Raw genomic sequence first — 21,616 nt, 5'->3', positions numbered from 1 at the left:
AGAAGTCAGTGTATGAGCAGTAAACCAGCCCCCGATATCATGGCGGATGAAGCACTCATTGAACGCTACAACAATGGGGATGCTGCTGCTTTCGATATTCTCTATGAACGCCATCGAAAGCAGTTCTACAACTTCCTGGTAAAAACCACCCGGGACACTTCCCTTGCAGAAGACATCTACCAAACCTGCTGGGAGAAAATCATCGAAAAACGGGATGAATTTGTGCTGCGGATTCACGCCGGTGATCCGCCGTTTAAATTCATCAACTACCTCTACACCATGGGGCGAAACGCTTGGCTGGATCACACACGGTCTTCAGCCTACAAAACTCAGATATCAATGACGTCAGAAGACGACGATGAACCATCGCCATTTGATGGTATCAGTGATGACGATTCATCCAACCCCGATGAACGTTATCGCCACCAGCAACTGCTGAACAAAATAAACGACGCTATTTCACTGCTGGCACCTGAGCAACGAGAAGCTTTTCTCTTAACCCGAGATAATCGCCTCACCCTGGAGCAGGTTGCTGAAATACAAGGCGTGGGCAGAGAAACCGTGAAAAGCCGCAATAAATACGCATTACAGAAACTCAAACACCTTCTGCAGGAGTGGCTGCCATGACCAACGATCATGAACTGCACGCGTTCGAAGAGGCCATTACGCCACTTGCCCAAGAGGCCATGGTTGAACCACCCGCACACCTGGATAATGCCATCAAGGCAAAAGCCCGAAGAGCGGTGAGTGCCGGCCCAATGTCTGCAACGACTGCCCAGAAAAAACAAGGCATCTTCCGTCGTAAGGAGTTATGGCAGGTTCCACTATCGCTGGCAGCCGGGCTAGTGTTGGGTGTATTGATTATGCCGGGCATGCAGTCGACAGAGTCAACATCGCCACTGTCATCGGATATGGTATTTATGGGAGATAAGCACTCTGCGCCAGTTGAAGCCGAGCCATTGGCCAATCAACCACCGGAAGAATGGCTTCGCACTATAGCGGGTTTATTATTGCAGGGTGAGCCTCGTAAGGCGGAAGCATTATTATTAGAATTTAATCGTCGATTTCCAGATTACTCACAAGATTAAAATTTAATCTCTTTACACTGCAAGCCCTCTTGGCAGGGCTTGCAAACATAAAAAATCATAGACCTAACAATTTCCTTACCCAGGCTTCAGACGCTTTATTTGTAGTGATCGTTTTCTTTCGCAGGACTCTTTTTTGGCTCACTGCTACCTTCTTCGCTTTATTTCTCGGTTTCACCGTGCCTTTAATGCTCACCGCATTAATCACTCTACAGCCACTGTATTGATCTCTGTTTTTCTGCATAGTCAGACAGTATTCCAAGTCATGAATCCGGTTTTTAATAACAATCTTTTCTGAAATATCGCGAGTCATCTTCAGGTTATGTCTTAGTGTATTCAGCTTGAGCTGAATATTGTTAACCTCAGCATAAGGGTCTCCCTTTGCACAAGACGATTTGATCATGGAATGAACTAGACTGGTTGTATATTGCATATCACTCTCTATCAGTATTTCGTTAAGTTGTCGTATAAAAAAAACGCTATACTTCTATAACGAACGGAGATCAGAGGTGGGGCTAAAAAAATATTATTTTTTTGCAGATATAGAAAAACACCCCGAAAACCAATCACATAAAGGTCTTCAGGGTTAAGAAATGAACATTGAGCAATATAAACACTTCCACCGTTCCCCACATCAACACAAAGAACGGCAGAAGATTTTATTTACACCTGAGGCATCAGGACTCAGCTCCATGACACATCGGCGTCACCGTATACAGTGTCGGGCTGGTCTTCCAGGCCGCTCCGGAAATCAAATCGATAGGAATTGAGATCAGTCCGAAGTCCACAAAGAAGCCCAGCAATGTGGTGGCATCAAACGACTCACCGGTTTCGATAATGATATCTTCACAACCTTCCTTGGTGACTTTGATAGTATGCGGATTACCCCGCCCAACCTGGGCAACCGCATCATCAATGCCGCGTCGTACACCATCCACGTAAATCGTGGTTCCTCTTTCCAGGGAGTTTACCGTCACGGTATCCTGGGTTCCTTTAATTACCGAAGCACAACCTGTCAGAAAAACAGACAGAATACAGGCAGACGCTATGACAACTTTGTTCACACATAACTCCAAAAAAATGTGCAGAATAAAACCACGCTTTAAAAAACGCTGAAGTTAATCTTCAGCTTCACTATAAAAACCAACCCCAGCCATCGCAGCGACTTCATCAAGAAAGTAATTCCACAATGCCTGAGACTGACTCTTAATTTTTACTTCTGATTCAGAGAACTGTTTGTCCACCGCCCAGCGAACAGTTCCATCTGCTATACGATCCTTATATCCCGGTCCTTTGCCCCACTCTCGCTGCTGGGCATACCAGAACTCACCATCCTGTTTCAGCGTTTGGTCCAGAGATAAGGTGGCCAGTGCAGCACCTTGTTCATAAATTTTCTGAATCTCTACATCCAGTGTGGCTCTAATTTGATGCACTAATCCTGTGGCACCGGACTTCTCCCCCAAACGTTGCTGCAAGTTGTCCAGTAACGACATGAGCTCTGCCTGGTTTGGCTCAAAGTGCCGAACCAATTGACTTCTGCACGCCTGAGCAACCACATGGTACACATCCAGGTTGTACCAACTCCCCCAGCGATTGACACTGGCCCGGACACTGCCGAGGTGAGTTACCCGAACCTCCCGGGCTACAGTCTCGAAGAAACTCTGCTGATTCCAAACACTTCCCGACGCTTTGTACAACCAGGGCTCAATGGTGGCTCGAACGGTTTCAAGATCCGGGTTTTCTCCCAACCTTTTTGCCTGCTCACTGAGTTGACTCACTGATTCTGCAATGCCATCGATCTCCTGATAAATGCGAGCCTGTAAGCGCATCAGCTGATCAGCAATGGCCATCAATACTGGCGCTGTGTCATCCTGTTTCATATTATGAAACTGAATAGCCACATCACTCAGCTTCAACGTTTGCTGAATCTGCTGCTCAACCTGTTCCTGGCGAATCGCCCGCCCCAACTCAATATCGCCCACCGGCTCATCAACCCCGATCACATTCTCGGCATCACCCGGACGATCCAAAACCAGCAGCAAAGTTTCATCAGCCAAGTATTTTGATTGCCCACCTTTTACTGCCAACTCCAATAATGATTGGGTGGCTTTATCCGGTGCATCGTTAAAGCCAGTACACAAAACATTCAGAGTACGTCGGCTATTCATCTTCTCCGCCAGATCTGCACGGTTGGCGGTATCATCAATACCTTTGGTATCCAGTAGGCATAAATCTCCCGGTAAATCCGCAAAAAATGGCAGATTCAACGTAATGATGATTTTCTCCGGTAAAGAAGCACTGGCATTTAACCCATTATTCAAGGCAGAAAACGTTGTCTTAATCCAATCCAGCAGCTTTGATTGATCTTCCAACGCAGGAGCAAACCGAGTCTGCTGACGGGCTTCCAGATTAATTCTGCTTTGCAACGCAACCATAAATCGCCTGGCATCTCCTGACTCAACCAAAAGATCAGCTGCATGGTCAGTGGTAAGAACTTTGCCCGCTGGAGTTTTTGTCAATTTCACGGGCAGGTTCAACATATTACGCAGAGCACGCTCAATCTCACTGCTTGGGCGAACACCGGCACCACTGCCTTCCGCAGAGTCGCCCTGTTTAAACGCCAGGTACTGTGTGAACTCTTCCAAATAGGCGTGAATGGTTTCTGCAGTTGCAGGCACTGCCTCAATTTTCGGCTCACTGCCAAAACGAAGCTCTACTTCGCAAACCGTGGTACGACCACTACCAGTATTTAACACTTCACCTTTAGGGGTTTGCAGGCCCAGCAAATGGCAGAGCGCCGATGTTTTGCCCACGCCTACACGCCCCATAAAGGCGATAGTCCAATCACCCCGGTAGAAATCAATAATCGCTTTATCCAACAACATGCGGGTATTTAGCAGCTTGTGATAGAGAGCCGTTTCAGGCTCAACCAAAGCAAGGGCTGTTGCGATCTGATCACCTATTTCCAAGGCTTTATTGCGGTACTGTTGTTTTTCAGGGTTCATAAGGCATGTTCCATGTAAATCAAAAAGTTATTGATATAACGGAACAAGGTGTGAGGTGGGTCTAAACAAATTTTTATTTTCTTGGATTTGTTTAATTTTGCATACGGTCAAGCAATGAAAAGGTTCGTTACTGGTAATGGTCGGCTAAAGATTTACGACATACAATCGGATCAAATACAGCTGGCATAAGCAGACAAAGTCAAACAGCCATATACCAAAAGGTCTGCCTATCAAGCTACTGCGTAATGTCACAACTACCTAACTCTTACCTCTGCCCGTATAATTTGTGCAACCTGAAAATCATTCCAATCTGAGCTTCCTGATCCTGCGTTATCAAAATTCGGCAAGTAATGTTGGCGCAAATCATTGGGGAAACCTGGGTAACAAAAAACAGTATCCGGTAAACCCATAGCATGAGGATCAAGAATCAATAATTGGAAAAATAGTAGGATCTACGTATAGTCACGCTCAATGAATAGTGCCGTAATAATACGGTCATCGAGCTGCTCCCTACTGAAACGAGTCGATTCGATTTCAATTAAGGGGCTTACAGATCATATACGAAGTATTCATACTTATTTCAAAGGACATCGGAGACATTGAATACTGACTCTCAGTACAAATTGTGAATTGATCGTGTTATCGAAATACTGTCTGGGCATTTCCAGCAGATAACTATCAGCTTGATTTTGGCTTATCTATGTTAGCAATTGAAAACAACCCATTTCGGGTTATTGGTGTTCTGGCAAATGCCAAAGAAAAAGACATACACCGTCAAAAAGTAAAAATCAGTAAGTATGTTAGCGTTGGCAAGAGCGTAAGCTCTGAATACGACTTTGAATTTTTATCGCCTCTGGAACGGACTGAAAAATCCGTTAAAGATGCGTTCGCAAAAATTGACCAAAGACAGGATAAACTAGAGCATTCTTTGTTCTGGTTTGTTAATTGTTCTCAGTTCGATGAGATTGGTCTTTTTCATCTTGGTGATTCTAACCAGGAAAGGGCAATAATAACATGGGCGAAGGTTATTGATGGCCGGGAGGTAACCTCTAAAAATATATCCACTCTGAACAACTACTCAACACTGCAACTTTGCTCGATCTCTGAAAATCAATTTTCCAGTGGAATCGCTAACAAACTGAAACTTATTCAGGCCCATGTATTTCCTGAGTTCGTTGCGGCTGTAACAGACGATAGCTTTATCGTAGATGCTCATAAACTATCACAGAATTTCATCAAACGTATTGTCCAGCTGCAACTGAATAACAGCAAGCCTGAGACGGAGATAGTAAACAGCTTTTCACAATGCGAACAGTGGGTGAAGGACTTCGTAGCCCAGAGCTTTTGCGAAGATTTAATTTTTGATATTGAACGAGCTGTCACCGCTACAGAGAAGCAACGGAAAAAAGAGAAAGAAAATACCTATTCTCTGGCTGTTACCTTAAAAAACAATGTCATATACAAGCTGAAAAAGGTTTCAGACTTGATAGGCACTCACCACATCAAATTCAAAACTGTTTCTGATGCCGTTGCTCAAGAAATCGTTAATTGTGATGTTGCTTATTATAATGCGTCACAAGAATCCGGAAAACTCTTTGATCAGTCTCTGGAGCTGCTTGGTTATGCAAAAATGTTTGCCGTCAGCGAAAAACTAAAGCGCGATATCCAGGGTAATATAGATGACATGCTCAAACGCAAAGAGCAGCATCTTGTCAGCAAGTATTATGACGATATTTTCGAGGAAATCGAAAATTTTAAGAAAAGGTATGTGTCTATTGAAAACACGCAAGCGTTTATCAATATATGCATACCTAAACTCAATGCATATTTGTCAAAACAAGGACGAACAGAAGATTTCATAAAACTAAGCAGTATTGTTGTCACAGTAGCGCTTAACGCTCTCATTGAGAAAGTCAATGGTGTGCAGAATGGTGGTTATACCAGTGAAATTATCACAAACACCTTTAGTCGTGCCTGCACAGCCATGAGTAGTCTATCCAGACTTAACATGAATGCTGAAACTCGTGCCAGGTTCAACACTAACAACCAAACAATCACCGACCTGCATAGCAAGGCATCGGTGTGGCATCAACAGCAGCAGAAAAAACAGGAAGGCTGTTATATCGCCACCATGGCTTACGGGGATTATGAACACCCTCAAGTCATTAAACTGCGTGAATTCCGGGATCAAATTCTGGCCAAAAACTGGCTGGGGCGGAATTTCATCAAATGGTATTACAAATACTCACCGCTTATGGTGCAGACATTAGAGAACAACCATACGGTAAACAAGCTGGTAAGAAGTTGTCTGGATGGTTTCATTATGCTGATGGGTAAAAAATGAAGAAGTTAATTATTGGGTTGTTAACATTCTATTCAGTGAGTCTATGGGCGGATACGGTAGAAACACCTACATCCCCTGTCGCTCAGAACGTAGAGGTAAGATTGACCGACGTTGAAACTGTCTTGAGCGACCTTCAGGCTCAGTTCGATATGTATAACCAAAACTTTGAAAGCATCAAACAACGGTTCGATGTTTTCGAGCTGGTCAAGGCCAACAATCAAGTCAAAATCCAGAACGCTGAACTGCAAAAGCACTATGCTGAACAAACGAAACAATCTGATGTGTTGAGTCAACAATTGAGTCAGCAACAGGCTCTGGTTGATAGCGTTAACTCGGCAGTCTCTGAGCTGAAGGCAAGCCTTGCAGGTGCAGATGAAGCATTGAACACACTCAATCAACAAATTGCTGAAGGTGAATCGACGGTTGCAATGCTTAACAAAGAGCTATCCAGCCAGTTGCAGGAGACAAACACCACCACACAGGCAATGGTCAACCAATTTACCCTGGTTGCTATCGGCTTTGGTATTGCAGTGCTTTTGATCGGTGGTTTCATTTTCATTCTGCGTCGCAAAATAGATGCATCCGGAGTGGATATGGAGCAGAAGATTCATTCTGCTAAAGCGTCTTTGGAAGAGAATGCCCTTAGCCTGGATCTAAAGTTGGTTGAGGTGCTTGAGAAGCAGATGCAGCTTTCGCAAGAGCAGAAAGTCATCACTGTAACGGAACAGCAAGATGTCGAACCAGACCACTCCCTGTCGCTGAAAGTAGCTGATGAAATTACTCGTATGCAGAAAAACATCTCCCAGATGGATCAGGGGGTTAAGGGCTTAAAACCGCTAACTAAAGGCTTGGAACGAATCCGGAAGAACTTTATGGCTAATGGTTATGAGATTGTTGATCTCTTGAACAAGCCATTTGATGATCGCATGAATATTGATGTTATTAATATGATCGATGATCCTAGCTTAGGAAATAATGAGAAAATTATCGTTAAGGTATCCCGCCCACAAGTCAATTTTAATGGTGCACTTATCCAGCGTGCACAAGTAGATATTGCAGTAAATTAAGGAGTTAAGATGAAACGTCTAAATGTAGATTACGGTATTGATTTGGGAACTACTAACTCTGCTCTAGCTCGAGTTGATGGTGAGAGACTGACGATAATAAAATCAGTCGATGATCAACGGGACACTACACCTTCATCAGTAGCATATAACAAAAAAGGCGCACTACAGGTAGGCACGGCTGCATACTCCATCTATCGAGAAGAATGCAAAAAAAGCATGAGGCGGAACATTGACTTCAATGCATATATTGAATTCAAGCGCACTATGGGAACCGATGAAAGCTATTATTCCTCTCATAAAAGTGAAAGCTTCTCATCTGAACAATTATCTTCTGAAGTGCTGAAATATTTGAAGGGTTATGTATCCGATGAAAATATAGACGCAGCTATCATCACGATTCCTGCCGCCTATACCATGAATCAGATTGATGCTGTAAGAAGAGCAGCCTCTCTAGCCGGAATGAAATATATTGAAACTTTACAAGAGCCAGTTGCCGCCGCCATGGCCTATGGTGTTGAAGGCAAGAATAAAGATGGTTTCTGGCTCGTTTTTGACTTTGGCGGTGGAACTTTTGATGCCGCACTTGTTAAGGTTGATGAAGGCATTGTGAAAGTTATTGACTCAGCTGGCGACAATCGCTTGGGCGGAAAAGACTTGGATACCGCCATCGTCAATAACCTAATAATTCCGCATATACAGTCAAATTATGAAATTGATGACTTATTAGAAGACCCAATTTCTAGCTCTGAATTTCGGTCGGGCTTAAAGTTCTATGCTGAACAGTTAAAGAATCAACTTTCCTTCCAAGATGAATACGAACTCTACATCGAAGAAGGCGAGGTTCGAGAAGATGATAATGGGGAGGATATTGAGATTGATTTCACAGTCAACCAAAAAGAACTCAAAGTCGCCCTTGAACCTGTAATTCAAAAGGCGATTAATATTAGCTTGGATCTTTTAAATCGCAATAATTTAACCTGCAATCACTTGATTTCACTAATTCTAGTTGGCGGTCCAACATTATCACCGGTGCTCAGAGACATGCTCAGAGAGCAAATTTGCGCACCGGACACAAGTGTTGATCCTATGACGGTGGTTGCTCGGGGAGCTGCTATTTATGCTTCAACTGTTGTATTACCTGAAGAGCTGATTGACTCCAATCGCGATAGAACTAAAATTCAACTAGCCCTTGATTATGAATCGTCAAGTGTTGAATTGAGTGAGTTTGTAACACTAAAAACCCTTCCTGGAAAAACTGAAGGCATAATTCCAGATATGATTTATGCGCAATTAAAGCGCAATGATGGCGCATGGACTAGTGAAAAGTTTGAAATTGACTCCGTTGGTGAAATATGTGATGTCGACCTTGTAGAGGGTAAAACCAATAGCTTCAACATTATCCTTTTTGATAACACAGGAAATCGAATAGAATGCGAGCCAACATATTTTAGCATTATTCAAGGCTCCGTACTTGGAGGTATGCCACTACCCCATCACATTGGCATTGAAATACTAGAAATTTCATCGAGCAACTTCGCATTTTCTGCCCTGAAAGGCTTAGAAAAAAATACTACCTTGCCATCTACTGGAACACCTAAAAAAGAACTAAAAACTCAAAAAGATATTCGTCCAGGCATGAAAGAGGATTTTCTTAAAATACCTCTATATCAAGGAGACTATGCCGCTGAGGGTACTAAAGCCATTCTCAATGAGCATGTCTATGATGTAATAATTTCTGGAACAGAAATCCCAAAACTACTGCCTGCAGGAAGCTCTGTAGAGTTAGCGGTCTCAATTGATCGTAGCCAAAAAATCAAGGTCGAAGCATACTTCCCATATCTGGACTACACCTTTGAAGTCAATGTCCCAACAGACGTTGTTCAATCTGTTGATTCCAGAAAACTGGTCAATGAATTCACTTCCGCCAGTGATGTGCTAAATGATATCGATGCTCCTGAGGAGCTGAGTACTCGGCTCGAAGAAGCAGAGCGGCAGTTAAGTGCCAATCCTGAGTCAATGGATACCAAATTAAAGGCACGAGATGAGTTAAGGAAAGTTCTTAAAGAAATCGACCTCCTGAACAAAGGCGCTGAATGGCCAAACATGGAGCGCAAGCTCAAACATGAGTTCAAGCGTCTCGAAGATGCCAATACAGAACTGGGCGATGATGAGACAACACAACATGTCGATTCCATCCGGAATGATCTGACTGATGTACTGCGGTCACAAGATATCAAAGCCGCAAAACAGCTCTTAGAGACAATCGGCAGCCTGTTCTTCCAGCTTACAAAGCTCTATCAATTTATGGGTTTTGTTCGTGACTTTGATAATCATTTCGACAGCTACCATTGGACTGATAGAATTGAGGCTCGAAGCCTGGTCAATGAAGCAAAAGAGCTGGTAGGTCAACGTGCAGGCGTTGAAGAGCTTGGCCCAGTACTCTTTAAACTTTTTGCATTAATGCCAGACAGTGAACGCTCTGAAATTGATGACAGCCTACTTGCAGGATAATACGTAATGAGTAGCGACTTATTGCCGCTGCTTAGTCGAGGCCAACGGGTAGGTGATACCTACCAGGTTGGCTTCCTGCTAAACGCAAGCAGTTGGAAACAAACCTACCGTGTAACAGACAGCTCTGATGGCTGCTTTGTCTTGCAGCTATTTATCTCAAAAGAGAATGGTACTGAGGCCGGACAAAAACAGGCAGCCCTTTTGCAGTGTTGCAAAGATGATTTTGCACCGGTTTTTATTGCTGACGGAATCCACAAGGTTAATGGTCAGCCATTCTACTATCTGGTTCAGAAACATATCAGTGGTGAGCTGCTGAGTGAAAGACTCAGCCGGTTGAATGGCATTTCAACGGTGACGGCAAAGCATATCGCTCTGGCCCTATTGCATGGGCTTAATTCACTGCACTCGGGTGAAAAGCCCATTATTTGCAACCATCTTTCCTGCCAAACCATTATGATCAATATGGCAGCATTGGATGAAACGTATCATCTTTCAAACTTTGATAAAGCTCATCTTGAGGGCGAAGAGTTTGATCCGGATATGGACCATAGTGAACTTGCCTACGTTGCAACAGAAGCACTTGATGGCAAAGGTTCGGTTCAAAGTGACTTGTTTAGCGTTGGGGTAATCCTGTACCGCCTGTTGTATGGTTCACTTCCCTGGCGGTTAAATTTTTCTGAATTTAAGCTAAAGTCTGAAGGCATTCAGCAAATCATCACAAAAGCCCGTAACGTTGGTGTTATCTGTCCTACTCTATCGGACCAATCCGACAAAGATCTTTTTGATGTTGTACAAAGTGCCCTGATAGAAGACCCAACCCAGCGTTATCAAACGGCTAAAGAGTTTATCAATGCTCTCGAAGGGAAAACTAAACCCAAGGTAGCGCCTAGAAAAAAGCAGATCACGAAAGCCGCCGACGAATCGCCTAATGTTGGTTTTGCCGCCATAGCAGGAATGGATTCCCTCAAAGAAACCATTCAAACCGATGTAATTGATGCCCTCAATGAAAGGGAAAAGTATCAGCATTATGGGCTGGATATTCCTAACGGTATGTTACTTTATGGGCCGCCCGGTTGTGGTAAAACTTTTTTTGCTGAGCGTATGGCTGAGGAGATTGGTTTCAGTCTGTTTCATCTCAAGCCCTCTGACATTCAAAGTAAATGGGTAAATGCTACGCAGGAGAATATCAAACAACTCTTTGATAAAGCCCGGGCGAATGCGCCATCTATTGTCTTTATCGATGAACTGGATGCCATTGTTCCCAAGCGGGATAATGATAGCGTGAGTCACATGAATACCAGTGCAGTCAATGAGTTTCTGGCTCAAATGAACAACTGTGGCGCAGATGGCGTATTTATTGTCGGGGCTACCAACAAACCTGAAAGCATTGATCCTGCTGTTATGCGCACCGGCCGAATCGATAAAAAGATTTATATTCCGCCCCCAGACCATGAAAGCAGGATGATGTTATTTGAGAAGCTTCTGTCATCCAGGCCTATGGGGAAGGATGTTGATCTACATATACTTGCAGCACAGACTGAGGACTATATGTCGAGCGACATAAAATTCATTTGTGATGAAGCGGCAAGGGCCGCCCTGAAGAAAAGTCAGGATATCTCGCAGAATGATTTAATGACGTCCATTGCAAAAAACCCGCCATCAATCTCACCGTCTGAGTTGGCTGGTTACTCTGCTGAAATCAGGTAATTGTTTATTTTTTATCGAATATATAACTACTCCGTCAGTAGTAATACATAGGTTATATGTCGTCTTAACGGCATTTTTTGGAAATTACTGCTCATTCTACTGTTTGAGAATTTAATTAACGGTAAGAGAAGCGTTTTCTCTTACGCTTTTACCAGCAATTTCTTGCGAACATCCGCAGGAAGTATTTTTTTGAGAAGTTAGCGTTGAAGATCAAATCGTAACTGCTCAAACAGCGTAGGTAATATCGGCAGTGAGGCGAGTTAATTTTTCACGCACCAGCGCTGACAACTGTGGCATAAGACCGGCGCCTGAAACTCTGTCTTTCAGGTATTTTGAGAATGACAGGCCATGAAGCCGACACGTTTTCTTCAGGCTCGCGAATGTGTCCCGACAGCGCTGGCCAAGTAAGCTGCGAGTACCACCACTGACCTTTCGTCGTTTTACATACTCCCTGATCTGTCGTTCACTCAGGTTGTTATGCAGTGGTAACCATGGATATTTCAGCACCAGTAACAATTCCTCACGAGCACGGTAAATTTTACCCAGTTCCGCTCGAAGTTCCGGGTAATCTACCTGCGTTGTCACCCAGTGATTGAAGTCCTGTTCAAGCTGTAGTTTTCGAGCCTCTGTTGGCGTCTCGCAATAAGCCTCTATATCGTCGTATAGATTCCAGTATTGTTTTTCTATCCAGTTACGGGCTGCTCGCTCCCTGTTATTGGCAGGAATCAGTTTTGCCAGAGGGCGGCTGGCATGGAACCAACACAGGGAATGTTCAAATACCGTATCGAACTGACGGGCTCCATCACTATGGATGATCATGCTCTCTGGAAAACCATTGCTCAGCAGCCCCGCCTTGAGAACAGCTTCTGTCGCCCAACGGCGTTGCTGTTTAGCAAGCAGTTTGTGGTCATCCAGAAAGGCTGACCATGCGACCTCATTCAGAAAATGGGTTTCACCGTAGGCTGACAGGGCTTCAATCCATTTGGCAGCCATTCCGACCTGCTCCATATACTTGATGGCTTCCGGGTTCAGTACATGGCTTCTGCGTTGTCCCTGCAAAAGACTCAGGAAATTGATACGGCTTTTACTCGGAGTCGATGCAAATACGGTAAAGGCCTCATTGCCGATAACCGTACAAAAGCCATTACTGCCATCGTGTCGTGCACCTGTGTCATCTACAAGAAGTGCGCGGGAATGGGCTATCCCCGTTTCCAGAATATCTTCTCGCTCCTGGTGAAAAGCATCGTGATTCTGAGTCAACAGGTTATTAAGTGTGCCCTCTGAAATTGAGCAACCATGGCTGTGTAACCAATCAAGCAACAGGGGCTGGGTCACACTACAGGAGTGATAAAGATCCAGAACCATTGCGATGAGGTTATTGCCGAACCGGCCTTTGACATGTTTGGGCAGTGGTGCGATGACAGGTCCTTGAGGAGTGAGCCAGAATTCGCGTCGGTAACAGGTCGCCGTAAACTGAAGATCAACATCTATATGGGTAAAGTCTTTGTACCCCTTGAACTCCCAGTCTTCCTGCACACCTTCTGCCTTACGGATTTCCTTGCGGATAGAAGTTGGTGCCGGCTTGCTTGTACGTCCGGGCTTTTCTGATCGTTGCCGTTTCGCTTTCGGGGGAGGTGTGCTGCCTGAATCGGATGCCGGTTTTTCGCTTTTATCATTGTTGCTGGATTCGGAATTCTTTTTCCCGGGTCGAATTTTAGGCTGACCCTTGAGTTTTTTCAGGTGCCGGAGTTCCTCACGCAGGGAGGTGTTTTCGGTGGTCAGCTTGTTGACCTTGTCGAGTAGATTGTTGACAAGTTTTTTAAGCTCGCTGATTTCTGTTTCGAGCGATGAGGTTTTCGACGGATTCATGGTTCAGAAGTATGCCTGAACACAACTCACTCAGTTTTGATCTGGGTGTCTTGATGTGACGTTTTCCACCAAATTTTGAGCAGTTACATCAAATCCATCATCATTTTATCAAGCCTTATATCGGCCAGTGCTATGGCGTCCCAGAGTTATGTTATGCCACCGACCTCTTCCACCATGGGGTATGTGCCAGTTATTTCTGATGAGAAAATGGAACAGTGTGTAAAACTGTATAATCAGTCTAAGCAGTTATCTCAAAAACTGAGATACACTCATGTAGACAACTACAGCCAAAAATCAGTTGATGATTACAATTACATGGTTAATCAGCAATCGAGAATGACCAATAAGTTCAACGCCGAATGTGCTGGTAAGCAATCCCGATCTGCTTGTAAAGCAGTACAAAAACTAAATAAAGAGCAAGGCCTACCTTCTCAAAGCTGTTGATATAATTCCCCACGCTTTCTGAGCGTGGGGTTACCAAACAGTGTTTGGTGGAACTCACATAAAAGTAGGTATATTTTAATAAATTATTACTCGCCCCTATGCACTCAAGCTATGAAAACTCTCAAAAATATTTTCTCGGTGATAACATAAATACGCCTTATGCTTTGCCTCTATTTTCGAGAGTTTCATCGAATCATGTAACCCGAGTACTTCCCTGTCGTTTGCTGATAAGAAGCTTGAAATAATTATTTTCCCTGTATCTTCAAAGCTGATGTAGCCTTTATCAAAGCAGTCATCCAGTGCTGGAGATAGTAAAAGACCATTGAAGGGGTCTAGCCGTTCAGCAGGGCTGGCACTTCTCCAGGGCTTAATATGTGACGCATACAGCAAAACGGAGCATCCAGTCACCGAGCAGTTGGACCAGTAACTTTCAACATCCTTCCTGAACTTATCCTGCCCAACCCGGGTAATCACTGTTGACTCACGCTCTGTGGTTATCTCGTTTGTGAGTTCAATGGCTTCTGATATGGCGTCATGCCGCTCCATCTGGTTAGACAGGATCCAAGTGAATGAGTGTGCATCCAGCAGGGGCACGTCATTCCCTAATTGTTCAGACAGCAGGCTCTTAATATTCCCCATAACTTCAAGGTATATGGAATAATTTTCCCACGAACACTTTCTACTGGTCTTGAAGTCAATGCCTAACAGCTCACAGGATCTGTCCATGTACTGAGGGGCTAAAGGAAGAAATTGGTTTTTATCTTTAAGGAATAGCAAGTAGGCGATCAGGGAGTATTTTTTACCAAGGAGCGCTACTAACTGGGTAAATGAGTCTGCTTCTTTTGTTTGGCAGTAAAGTTCAAAAAGAACACGCTCAAGCTGTACCGTTGAACTTTGCGATGACTTTGCGGTATGCAATAGGTGATGTGGCTGCTTTTCTTCACCATACTTTGCCTGCCATTGAACCAAATTGTTTTCAGGTATTTCAATGGACTGAATGGTAGCTTCAAGAATCTCACCGCTCCCTATATCCTCTTCTTTCCATGCCTGGAATGAAAGTCGCTCCCGCCCTGACTTATAAACCTCATATTTGTAGCTTTCTTGGTGGTCGGTATAGTGATGAGCAAAAGATTGAAATGACATACCATTCTGTTGTTGGAGAAACTGTCTGAAGTCCCCAAATCGCTTAAGAAAAAGTGCCTTAGGTACATGGGGGATATCTGAAGTCATAGAACTGTCCAATGTTCAGTAGAAAAAATATTAACGACGCCGACTCTGAAAGATTGAATCTGACCACAACTGGAGATTAATACCCCCAGCCAGAATCCCCTAGAGGTTCTCCACGCAATATATCCCGACTCAGCCGCCACTGCGGAAGAAACCGATCCATATACGCCTTAAATCGATCGTTATGGTGCCTTTCCCGCAGGTGAACCATTTCATGCACCAGAATGTATTCCATGCACTCAATGGGTTTCTTAATTAGCTCAAGATTCAACAGAATGCGCTGAGCCGCAATGTTACAAGAGCCCCAACGGGTTTTCATTTTTCGGATATGCAGGTCAAGTACTTCAACACCAACAACCTCTTGCCATTTTGTCAGTAACTGAGGAATCTGCAGCTTCATCTGCTCCCGATACCACTCGGTTAGCACTTTTTCACGGTTTTCCGTACTGGTACGGGGTGAGACGGTCAGTAACATCCACTGATTATTCTTTAGTGTTACTGAATGCTTACCGTAGCTCTCAACAACTTCAAGCCGATAGCGTCGGCCTTTAAAGTAATGGCTTTCGCCAGAAACCATTTCTCTGGGCGACTGACGGGGCTGACTATCAAAGGCTGCCTGCTGTTTTCTGATCCAGGCCAATCGTGAGATAACCGCAAGACGAATGTTGTCATCAGTGACATGGTCCGGCACTGCAATCCTGACCCTGCCATCGGGTGGATAAACCGCCAGATGCAAGTTTTGAATATCCTTGCGAACCACTTCAACAGGGATGTCCCGAATCACTATTATTCTCTGTTCAGTATTCTGTATCGTGCTCAATCCGTCCTGCCTTTTGTTGATGGCGTGATATCCACTGCACATTAATCAATAGTCGTCCTGACTTATTACCAATTCAACAATAGCATCCAGTTGGCCAGCCTGATCGCCTAAAACACCTTCAATGGACTTTCGAACTTTCTTTAGCTTAAACCGTTGATGACGCCAACCTTCATTTTTGGAAACGATCACCGCCTGATCCACTTTCAAAGCCAAGTCTTCGTCTTGATTCAGGTTGTCGTATAAAGCACGCCTTGCAGCTGTATCCAGAGAAGATGGATAACCACCTGAACCCACACCATCAGGCTTTTTCACCCCTACAGCCAATTCTTTAACCCGTTGCAAATACTGCCCGTAATCCAATGCTTCTTTTTTCCGCTGTTTAATAAGTGCATCCAGAAGCTCTGACATCTTCTCGTAGTACTTGGGGTTATTCGACTGCACATCGATAATGACCTTCCGTATGTTATTCTCAATAGTCTCTGCCATTGAGTCTTTATCCTTGCGGATATTTTTTGGAAGTTTCTGCAATACACTCAAGTCATTCTCAACGATCAGATCGATCAGCCCCATATCTTCAAAATCAGCAATGGTTTCACTGTCTTCTGCCCGAATGTAATTATCAAACAAGTGCCGCATCGCAGGCTCGTAGAGCTTCATATCGAGATAATCGGCACTGGCCAGCTTGATCTCCTTGCAGACGTTATCGTAGTGAGTCACATCCTTTTTAAGATCTGCAATCTGTTCTGCCGTAAAACCAGCCTCTGGCATTTCATTGGCCAAGTTAGCATAAGCTCTTAGCAGTGAGGCTACTGCTTTATACAGTGCTACCCGCTTAGGCTCATTTTCCTGCAGTGCATCTTTATCGCTGGTATCTTCGGCACAGAAATAATGTATGTAATCTCGAGTAGCCCTCGGTTCTTTAACCGGCTCGCAAATGGCCTTGACTGTTTCCAGCGCTGCTTCCAATTGTTCCCGGCCTTTTTCCAACCGATCGCTCAGTAAACCTTCCACATCCTTATCGTCATAACCATCCAGAGCGCCGCCGGTGTAATCTTTAATGGCACCTTCAAGACGTTTGAACAGATCTTTGTAATCAATGATGTAACCGTATTCTTTCTCATCCCCATCCAAACGGTTCACCCGGCAGATCGCCTGAAACAGCCCGTGATCCTGCATCTTTTTATCGATGTAAAGATAAGTTGCAGAAGGCGCATCAAAACCAGTAAGCAACTTATCAACCACAATCAACAACCGCATCTGACCGGGTTCTTCAATAAAGCGCTCTTTCACCTTGGTCTCGAATTTATCCGTCATCCCCATGGCTTTATCTTCAGGAAGATCAAAATAATCAGCCAACATCTTTCGGTAGATCTCATACTGCCGGAGCTTTTCCGTCATACCTTCACCGCTCTCCTCCCCCTTGATATCTCCGGGAGCAGGCTGGTAGCTGGTGATGATGGCGCATTTGCCTTTAAGGTCGGTCTGATTAAACATCTCATAGCATTTACAGGCTTGATAAATGCTTGAGCAAACCAGAATGGCATTACCGTAACCATCCATCAGGCGAGGTTTGGTTTCCATATCCATCAGGATATCGGCAACAATCTTGCGCAGCCGGTCCTGACTGGACAGCACTTTTTTCATCGTGCCCCACTTCTGCTTCAGCTGGCTTTTGGCAAGATCAGATAATCCTTTGGTTTTCGCTTCAAACCACTCATCCACCTTTCTTTGATTGGTGACACTCTGGTCAATATCACGGGCTTCGTAGCGCAAATCCAGCACCACCTTATCGTTCACTGCCTCATTGAATTTATAGGTGTGAATGTAAGTACCAAAGACTTCGATACTTTTCTTCTTATCTTTTTTGAGCAGCGGAGTACCCGTAAAACCAACAAACATGGCACTGGGCAGAATCACCTTCATAGCGTCGTGCAATTTACCAGACTGGGTACGGTGACACTCATCCACAAAAACAAACAGCTCCCCTTTAGCCTTAAAACCGTGGGGCAAGCTTTTCTTCATGGCATCGATAAAGGCTTCAGTGGCCTGATCATCCTCTTTGTCAGAACGACGACCAAACTTATGAACTAACGAACAAACCAGCCATTCATCCGGGTTGTTTAGCGTGCTGACCAGGTTTTCACCACTGGGTGCCCGATAAATCTCTTCATCAACACCGTTGAATACTTTCTCGATCTGTTCATCCAGCTCGGTACGGTCAGTGATGATAACAACACGGGAATCTTTAACGTTCTCTCTGATCCACTTGGCCAGCCAGACCATCGTTAAGCTTTTACCGGAGCCCTGAGTGTGCCAGACGATACCGCCATCACGGCGAGCAATTCGCTTCTTGGCGGCCTGAATGCCAAAGTACTGATTCTGTCGGCAGGTCTTTTTTACACCCGCATCAAATACAATAAAATCGTGAATCAACTCCAGAAACCGCGCCTTATTGCAAATTCTCAACAGAGCGCAGTCCAGCGGATTATCCGATTGATCACAATGGTCACTGGGCAAAAATTTGTCGTCGTCTGCCAAGCCGGGAAACCAGTCTGGATTCTGTTCCTTCCAGCTCAGGTAATATTTCTCAGGCGTTTCAATTGTGCCGTAGCGCAAGCCCTCGGTATCATTACCGGCCATCACCAGTTGTTGGGTAGCGTAGAAATTACGAATAAACTCTTTTTTCTGATTATCCAGATTCTGTCGAATACCCTCACCCACGGAAACCCGTGAACGCTTCAACTCCAGAACCCCCAGCGCAATACCATTGACGTATAAAACAATATCCGGGCGTTTGTCATTTACGCCTTTGATGGAAACTTCTTCAGCAACAGCAAAGTGGTTATTCTCAGGATTTTTCCAGTCAACCAACCAAACCGTCTGGTTTTGGTCGCCGGTGCCTTCCTTCACCTTTGCGCCATAACGCAGCAACCGGTAAACCTCTTTGTTAGCGTCATACAGGTTTTTGCCTTCACCAAGCGCAGCATTTTTGTCCAGTTTTTGCAGGGCCTTGCTAATCAGGCTTGCGCTATAACCCTGTGAGGTCAGCCATGGTTTCAGCAGGCTTTCTTCAATGTTGCTATTACCTTCACGCTTTTCCCAGTTATCCAGATAGTCATAGTCCAGCTTTTCTGTGAACAGCTTAATGACTCGGTCCTGGGTTGCCCGTTCCCTCTGGCCTACCGTACTCATTCACTTTCTCCCCGAAGCTTTCTGACTTCTCTTCTGACAGATCGGTAATAGCTGACAAACCTGTCGATCATATCGTTTTGATGCTGTCTGGCCAGATCATCATTCCACTGTGTGTGTTCGTAAATCAATGCCATCTTCAGCGAATCCACACCACTACGGTTTTTATTAAGAAAACGCTGTCGCTTTTCATTATACGGCAGGTTGCTATATTCCGAGTTTATGCTTCGTGAGACCAATGCCAGGTTACCAAAGCTGTCTAACACATCATCGCTCACCCTGTTGGTATCTCGGAGCTCCGGTGTTTGTGGCGAAATATGCTCCACCGAGTTTCTGGCTGTTATCCTGAATGAGCGCCTTCGATCATCCTGCTCACCCTTCAACTGAGTCCAGAGAATGTACTCAAGTTTGTAAAACCAATAATGAGCAAAGCCGACACCCACATTTTCTTCAAGATCCTCAAACCGTCGTTTGCGATGCAAAGCATACGTTTCATCCAACGGTTTTCTGGTTCGCTCTATCAATGCATCACTTCTACCCGTGCAGAAAAGCTGGTTATCCAAATACTTCAGATAGAGATAAGGATTACCGTCAGGATGATCCAGCAGGTACTTTAATAACGGTGTCAGCCAGTATTGAGTGGTCACCTGTTGGGAGTGGTAAAGCATGCTTTGTAACAAAGCAAAACCTACATTGGAGTGAGTACTGTCTCGACTCAGGCTGTAGGAGATATTTCTGTTGGACGTGTTCTTATTCTTTCTCAAACGACGAATAGCGTGCACTTCGTCATCCTCATCCTCCACCCATTTGATCACATACTTATCGAACAGGTAGCGGGTTTCCCAAAGTAACTCAATAAACGCTTTTACTTCTGATTCACTGGCGCCATTTTTAAACCAGCTCTGTTCAAAAATGGCGATCAGATCCTTATCAAGAATCTTGGCAACATCTGGTCGGCCTTCTCCGGCCAGCCAGATTCGCAAAACATGTTGCAGCAGCATTGGGAAGGTAATGATGCTCCGCACCTTGTCGGACTCATAATCTTCTTCATTGCCCAGATCACTTTGACTGACATCAATATCTGATGACTCAAGAATGGCCGAGAGAGGTAGCGGGCTACTGTCTTCAGCTTCCAGCAAGCCGTTGAGTGCCTGCAACATTCTGGGAGCTGATGCCAGTGTCTCGCTGTTGTTATCGCTATCAACAGGAGAGTTCTCGAAATAATTAACCAGCTTGATGTTGGTCGCCAACTTCAGGTTTTTCTCGACATAATCACCCATATACGAGCAAGCATCCCAAAGCTGACCGTAACATTCCCGTTCCTGAGTGTTAGTAAGTTTACCCAGTAACCGGGCTTTGAGAATCTCGTGGTGTTGCAGTTGAACACCCCGGTTATTAATTACCTCAAACAGCTTGTTCAGATCAGTGTTTTCCGGCACCTGAGTAAACACGAGTTTGACTTTCTCGAAGATAAAGCGGGTCAGCCCAGGAATATCCAGCGGGTCACTATCCTGTTTCTTCTGACTGACGAAGTTCTCAATGATCGCCATAGCATCTTCCAGTTGTCGAGCCTCTGGCAAACTGGTAGGACGCCCTGCTAAGGCCGCATCAAAAAAAGTTTTAACTCCCGGGCGAATGGCAAAATGGATTCGGTGTCGCAGCCCTTCATTGGTTTTCTGATAACGGTAATCCTTAAGTGCTTCCTGCCATGCCAGACTGATCAACCAGAGCGTGGTGAAACGCTGTTGCCCGTCAATCAGATCAAAGCAACGTCCTTCCTGTATCGGGCTGTCCCGATCCATAGCACGCTCTATAACAAGCGTACCGCCCAGATAGAACACGTCTTTTTCTTCTTTACAGGCTTCCCAGATATCAGAAAGCAGAGTTTCAATCTGGTTTTTCCCCCACACGTAGAGCCGCTGATATATGGGGATATTGAAAAAATAATCCTGCTCAACAATATCGTTCAGCGTGACCAGTGTAGACTCAACCTGCTGCAACTTACTCTCCACTGATCCTTCCTTCTATAAGCTTTTCTGTAATCCAGTGCTGTTTGGCATCTAGTGACGCTTTGCCATAATAATCAAACACAGCTTTTAGATAGCGCTCCTTAACGTTTCGCCCAGGTTTCAGCTTAAGAACTGAAGGGGTTTGTTGAACCAAGCCGCTAACGCGGCAAAAAATACCGTAGATACTCTCCATTTTACTATATCCAATACTTCCTAATAACCGCACCACTCAGGTTCGGCTTATTAGGAAGCAATCAACATGGAACGTTCTGAGCAAACCCGGTTCGACGAACTATACCAAAAACACCTCACCACCCTGAAGCTTCAAGGTAAAAGAAA

General features: G+C 44.7%; 16 protein-coding genes. 7 read left to right on the top strand and 9 right to left on the bottom strand.

The annotated features are described in order from the left end of the window. The first annotated feature begins 12 nt into the window (after nt 1-12). Together AKL11_RS21690 and AKL11_RS21685 are read left to right on the top strand one after the other, a co-directional pair. Nucleotides 13-627, top strand: a complete 615-nt coding sequence (locus AKL11_RS21690; RefSeq protein ID WP_067521931.1) for a sigma-70 family RNA polymerase sigma factor — start codon at nt 13-15, stop codon at nt 625-627. Continuing rightward, complete coding sequence (locus AKL11_RS21685) at nt 624-1,088, top strand: hypothetical protein (protein WP_067521929.1); 465 nt, start codon at nt 624-626, stop codon at nt 1,086-1,088. Before AKL11_RS21690 ends, AKL11_RS21685 begins: the two co-directional genes overlap by 4 nt. A 55-nt stretch (nt 1,089-1,143) precedes the next feature. Here the strand turns inward: AKL11_RS21685 and AKL11_RS21680 are convergent, their stop codons facing one another. The 3 genes from AKL11_RS21680 to AKL11_RS21670 form a co-directional block, all read right to left on the bottom strand. After that, the gene (locus AKL11_RS21680; RefSeq protein WP_067521927.1) at nt 1,144-1,518 is read right to left on the bottom strand and encodes a hypothetical protein; all 375 of its coding nucleotides are present in this window, start codon (nt 1,516-1,518) and stop codon (nt 1,144-1,146) included. Nucleotides 1,519-1,762: 244 nt separating this feature from the next. After that, nucleotides 1,763-2,149: a YajG family lipoprotein gene (locus tag AKL11_RS21675; protein WP_067521926.1), complete on the bottom strand. Its 387-nt coding sequence runs from the start codon at nt 2,147-2,149 to the stop codon at nt 1,763-1,765. 54 nt (nt 2,150-2,203) lie between these two features. Beyond that, nucleotides 2,204-4,090 carry a P-loop NTPase family protein gene (locus AKL11_RS21670; RefSeq protein WP_067521924.1) on the bottom strand — a complete coding sequence of 629 codons (1,887 nt, stop codon included), beginning with the start codon at nt 4,088-4,090 and terminating at the stop codon, nt 2,204-2,206. A 700-nt stretch (nt 4,091-4,790) separates the two neighbouring features. Here AKL11_RS21670 and AKL11_RS21665 point away from each other — a divergent pair. The 4 genes from AKL11_RS21665 to AKL11_RS21650 are packed head-to-tail and all read left to right on the top strand — an operon-like array spanning nt 4,791 to nt 11,719. Continuing rightward, nucleotides 4,791-6,434, top strand: coding sequence for a CFI-box-CTERM domain-containing protein (locus AKL11_RS21665; RefSeq protein WP_067521922.1), 1,644 nt, complete (start codon nt 4,791-4,793; stop codon nt 6,432-6,434). Beyond that, nucleotides 6,431-7,501: a hypothetical protein gene (locus AKL11_RS21660; RefSeq protein ID WP_067521920.1), complete on the top strand. Its 1,071-nt coding sequence runs from the start codon at nt 6,431-6,433 to the stop codon at nt 7,499-7,501. The genes AKL11_RS21665 and AKL11_RS21660 overlap by 4 nt, the downstream gene beginning before the upstream one ends. Nucleotides 7,502-7,510: 9 nt before the next feature. After that, entirely contained in the window at nt 7,511-10,012 is a 2,502-nt protein-coding gene (locus AKL11_RS21655) for an Hsp70 family protein (protein WP_067521918.1), read from the top strand. A gap of 6 nt (nt 10,013-10,018) precedes the next feature. Continuing rightward, nucleotides 10,019-11,719, top strand: a complete 1,701-nt coding sequence (locus tag AKL11_RS21650) for an AAA family ATPase (protein ID WP_067521916.1) — start codon at nt 10,019-10,021, stop codon at nt 11,717-11,719. 225 nt (nt 11,720-11,944) lie between these two features. On the opposite strand, the gene AKL11_RS21645 is transcribed toward AKL11_RS21650, so the two are convergent. Then, entirely contained in the window at nt 11,945-13,588 is a 1,644-nt protein-coding gene (locus tag AKL11_RS21645; protein WP_067521914.1) for an IS66 family transposase, read from the bottom strand. Nucleotides 13,589-13,741: 153 nt separating this feature from the next. Here AKL11_RS21645 and AKL11_RS21640 point away from each other — a divergent pair, with 153 nt between their 5' ends. Next, nucleotides 13,742-14,032 carry a hypothetical protein gene (locus tag AKL11_RS21640; protein WP_216636832.1) on the top strand — a complete coding sequence of 97 codons (291 nt, stop codon included), beginning with the start codon at nt 13,742-13,744 and terminating at the stop codon, nt 14,030-14,032. A 96-nt stretch (nt 14,033-14,128) separates the two neighbouring features. Here the strand turns inward: AKL11_RS21640 and AKL11_RS21635 are convergent, their stop codons facing one another. The 5 genes from AKL11_RS21635 to AKL11_RS21615 form a co-directional block, all read right to left on the bottom strand. After that, nucleotides 14,129-15,262, bottom strand: coding sequence for an HNH endonuclease (locus tag AKL11_RS21635; RefSeq protein ID WP_095210610.1), 1,134 nt, complete (start codon nt 15,260-15,262; stop codon nt 14,129-14,131). A gap of 76 nt (nt 15,263-15,338) precedes the next feature. Further along, on the bottom strand, nt 15,339-16,079 hold the full coding sequence (locus tag AKL11_RS21630) for a M48 family metallopeptidase (protein WP_067522126.1): 741 nt from the start codon (nt 16,077-16,079) through the stop codon (nt 15,339-15,341). A gap of 45 nt (nt 16,080-16,124) precedes the next feature. After that, entirely contained in the window at nt 16,125-19,271 is a 3,147-nt protein-coding gene (locus AKL11_RS21625; RefSeq protein ID WP_067521909.1) for a type I restriction endonuclease subunit R, read from the bottom strand. Next, entirely contained in the window at nt 19,268-21,280 is a 2,013-nt protein-coding gene (locus tag AKL11_RS21620) for a DUF262 domain-containing protein (protein WP_216636831.1), read from the bottom strand. The genes AKL11_RS21625 and AKL11_RS21620 overlap by 4 nt, the downstream gene beginning before the upstream one ends. After that, nucleotides 21,270-21,470: a hypothetical protein gene (locus tag AKL11_RS21615; protein WP_067521907.1), complete on the bottom strand. Its 201-nt coding sequence runs from the start codon at nt 21,468-21,470 to the stop codon at nt 21,270-21,272. The genes AKL11_RS21620 and AKL11_RS21615 overlap by 11 nt, the downstream gene beginning before the upstream one ends. Nucleotides 21,471-21,616 lie beyond the last annotated feature (146 nt).

Origin of the sequence: Endozoicomonas ascidiicola (assembly GCF_001646945.1) — a bacterium.
GTDB lineage: Bacteria > Pseudomonadota > Gammaproteobacteria > Pseudomonadales > Endozoicomonadaceae > Endozoicomonas > Endozoicomonas ascidiicola.
The sequence above is the reverse complement of the archived record's forward strand: the minus strand, read 5'-3'. Positions and strand labels throughout refer to the sequence as shown.

What these genes read in the sequence shown, in the direction of transcription:
- AKL11_RS21680 (WP_067521927.1), bottom strand. Translation starts at nt 1,518, where the DNA reads ATGCAATATACAACCAGTCTAGTTCATTCCATGATCAAATCGTCTTGT.
- AKL11_RS21645 (WP_067521914.1), bottom strand. Translation starts at nt 13,588, where the DNA reads ATGAATCCGTCGAAAACCTCATCGCTCGAAACAGAAATCAGCGAGCTT.
- AKL11_RS21635 (WP_095210610.1), bottom strand. Translation starts at nt 15,262, where the DNA reads ATGACTTCAGATATCCCCCATGTACCTAAGGCACTTTTTCTTAAGCGA.
- AKL11_RS21640 (WP_216636832.1), top strand. Translation starts at nt 13,742, where the DNA reads ATGCCACCGACCTCTTCCACCATGGGGTATGTGCCAGTTATTTCTGAT.
- AKL11_RS21660 (WP_067521920.1), top strand. Translation starts at nt 6,431, where the DNA reads ATGAAGAAGTTAATTATTGGGTTGTTAACATTCTATTCAGTGAGTCTA.
- AKL11_RS21670 (WP_067521924.1), bottom strand. Translation starts at nt 4,090, where the DNA reads ATGAACCCTGAAAAACAACAGTACCGCAATAAAGCCTTGGAAATAGGT.
- AKL11_RS21655 (WP_067521918.1), top strand. Translation starts at nt 7,511, where the DNA reads ATGAAACGTCTAAATGTAGATTACGGTATTGATTTGGGAACTACTAAC.
- AKL11_RS21690 (WP_067521931.1), top strand. Translation starts at nt 13, where the DNA reads ATGAGCAGTAAACCAGCCCCCGATATCATGGCGGATGAAGCACTCATT.
- AKL11_RS21615 (WP_067521907.1), bottom strand. Translation starts at nt 21,470, where the DNA reads ATGGAGAGTATCTACGGTATTTTTTGCCGCGTTAGCGGCTTGGTTCAA.
- AKL11_RS21665 (WP_067521922.1), top strand. Translation starts at nt 4,791, where the DNA reads ATGTTAGCAATTGAAAACAACCCATTTCGGGTTATTGGTGTTCTGGCA.
- AKL11_RS21650 (WP_067521916.1), top strand. Translation starts at nt 10,019, where the DNA reads ATGAGTAGCGACTTATTGCCGCTGCTTAGTCGAGGCCAACGGGTAGGT.
- AKL11_RS21625 (WP_067521909.1), bottom strand. Translation starts at nt 19,271, where the DNA reads ATGAGTACGGTAGGCCAGAGGGAACGGGCAACCCAGGACCGAGTCATT.
- AKL11_RS21685 (WP_067521929.1), top strand. Translation starts at nt 624, where the DNA reads ATGACCAACGATCATGAACTGCACGCGTTCGAAGAGGCCATTACGCCA.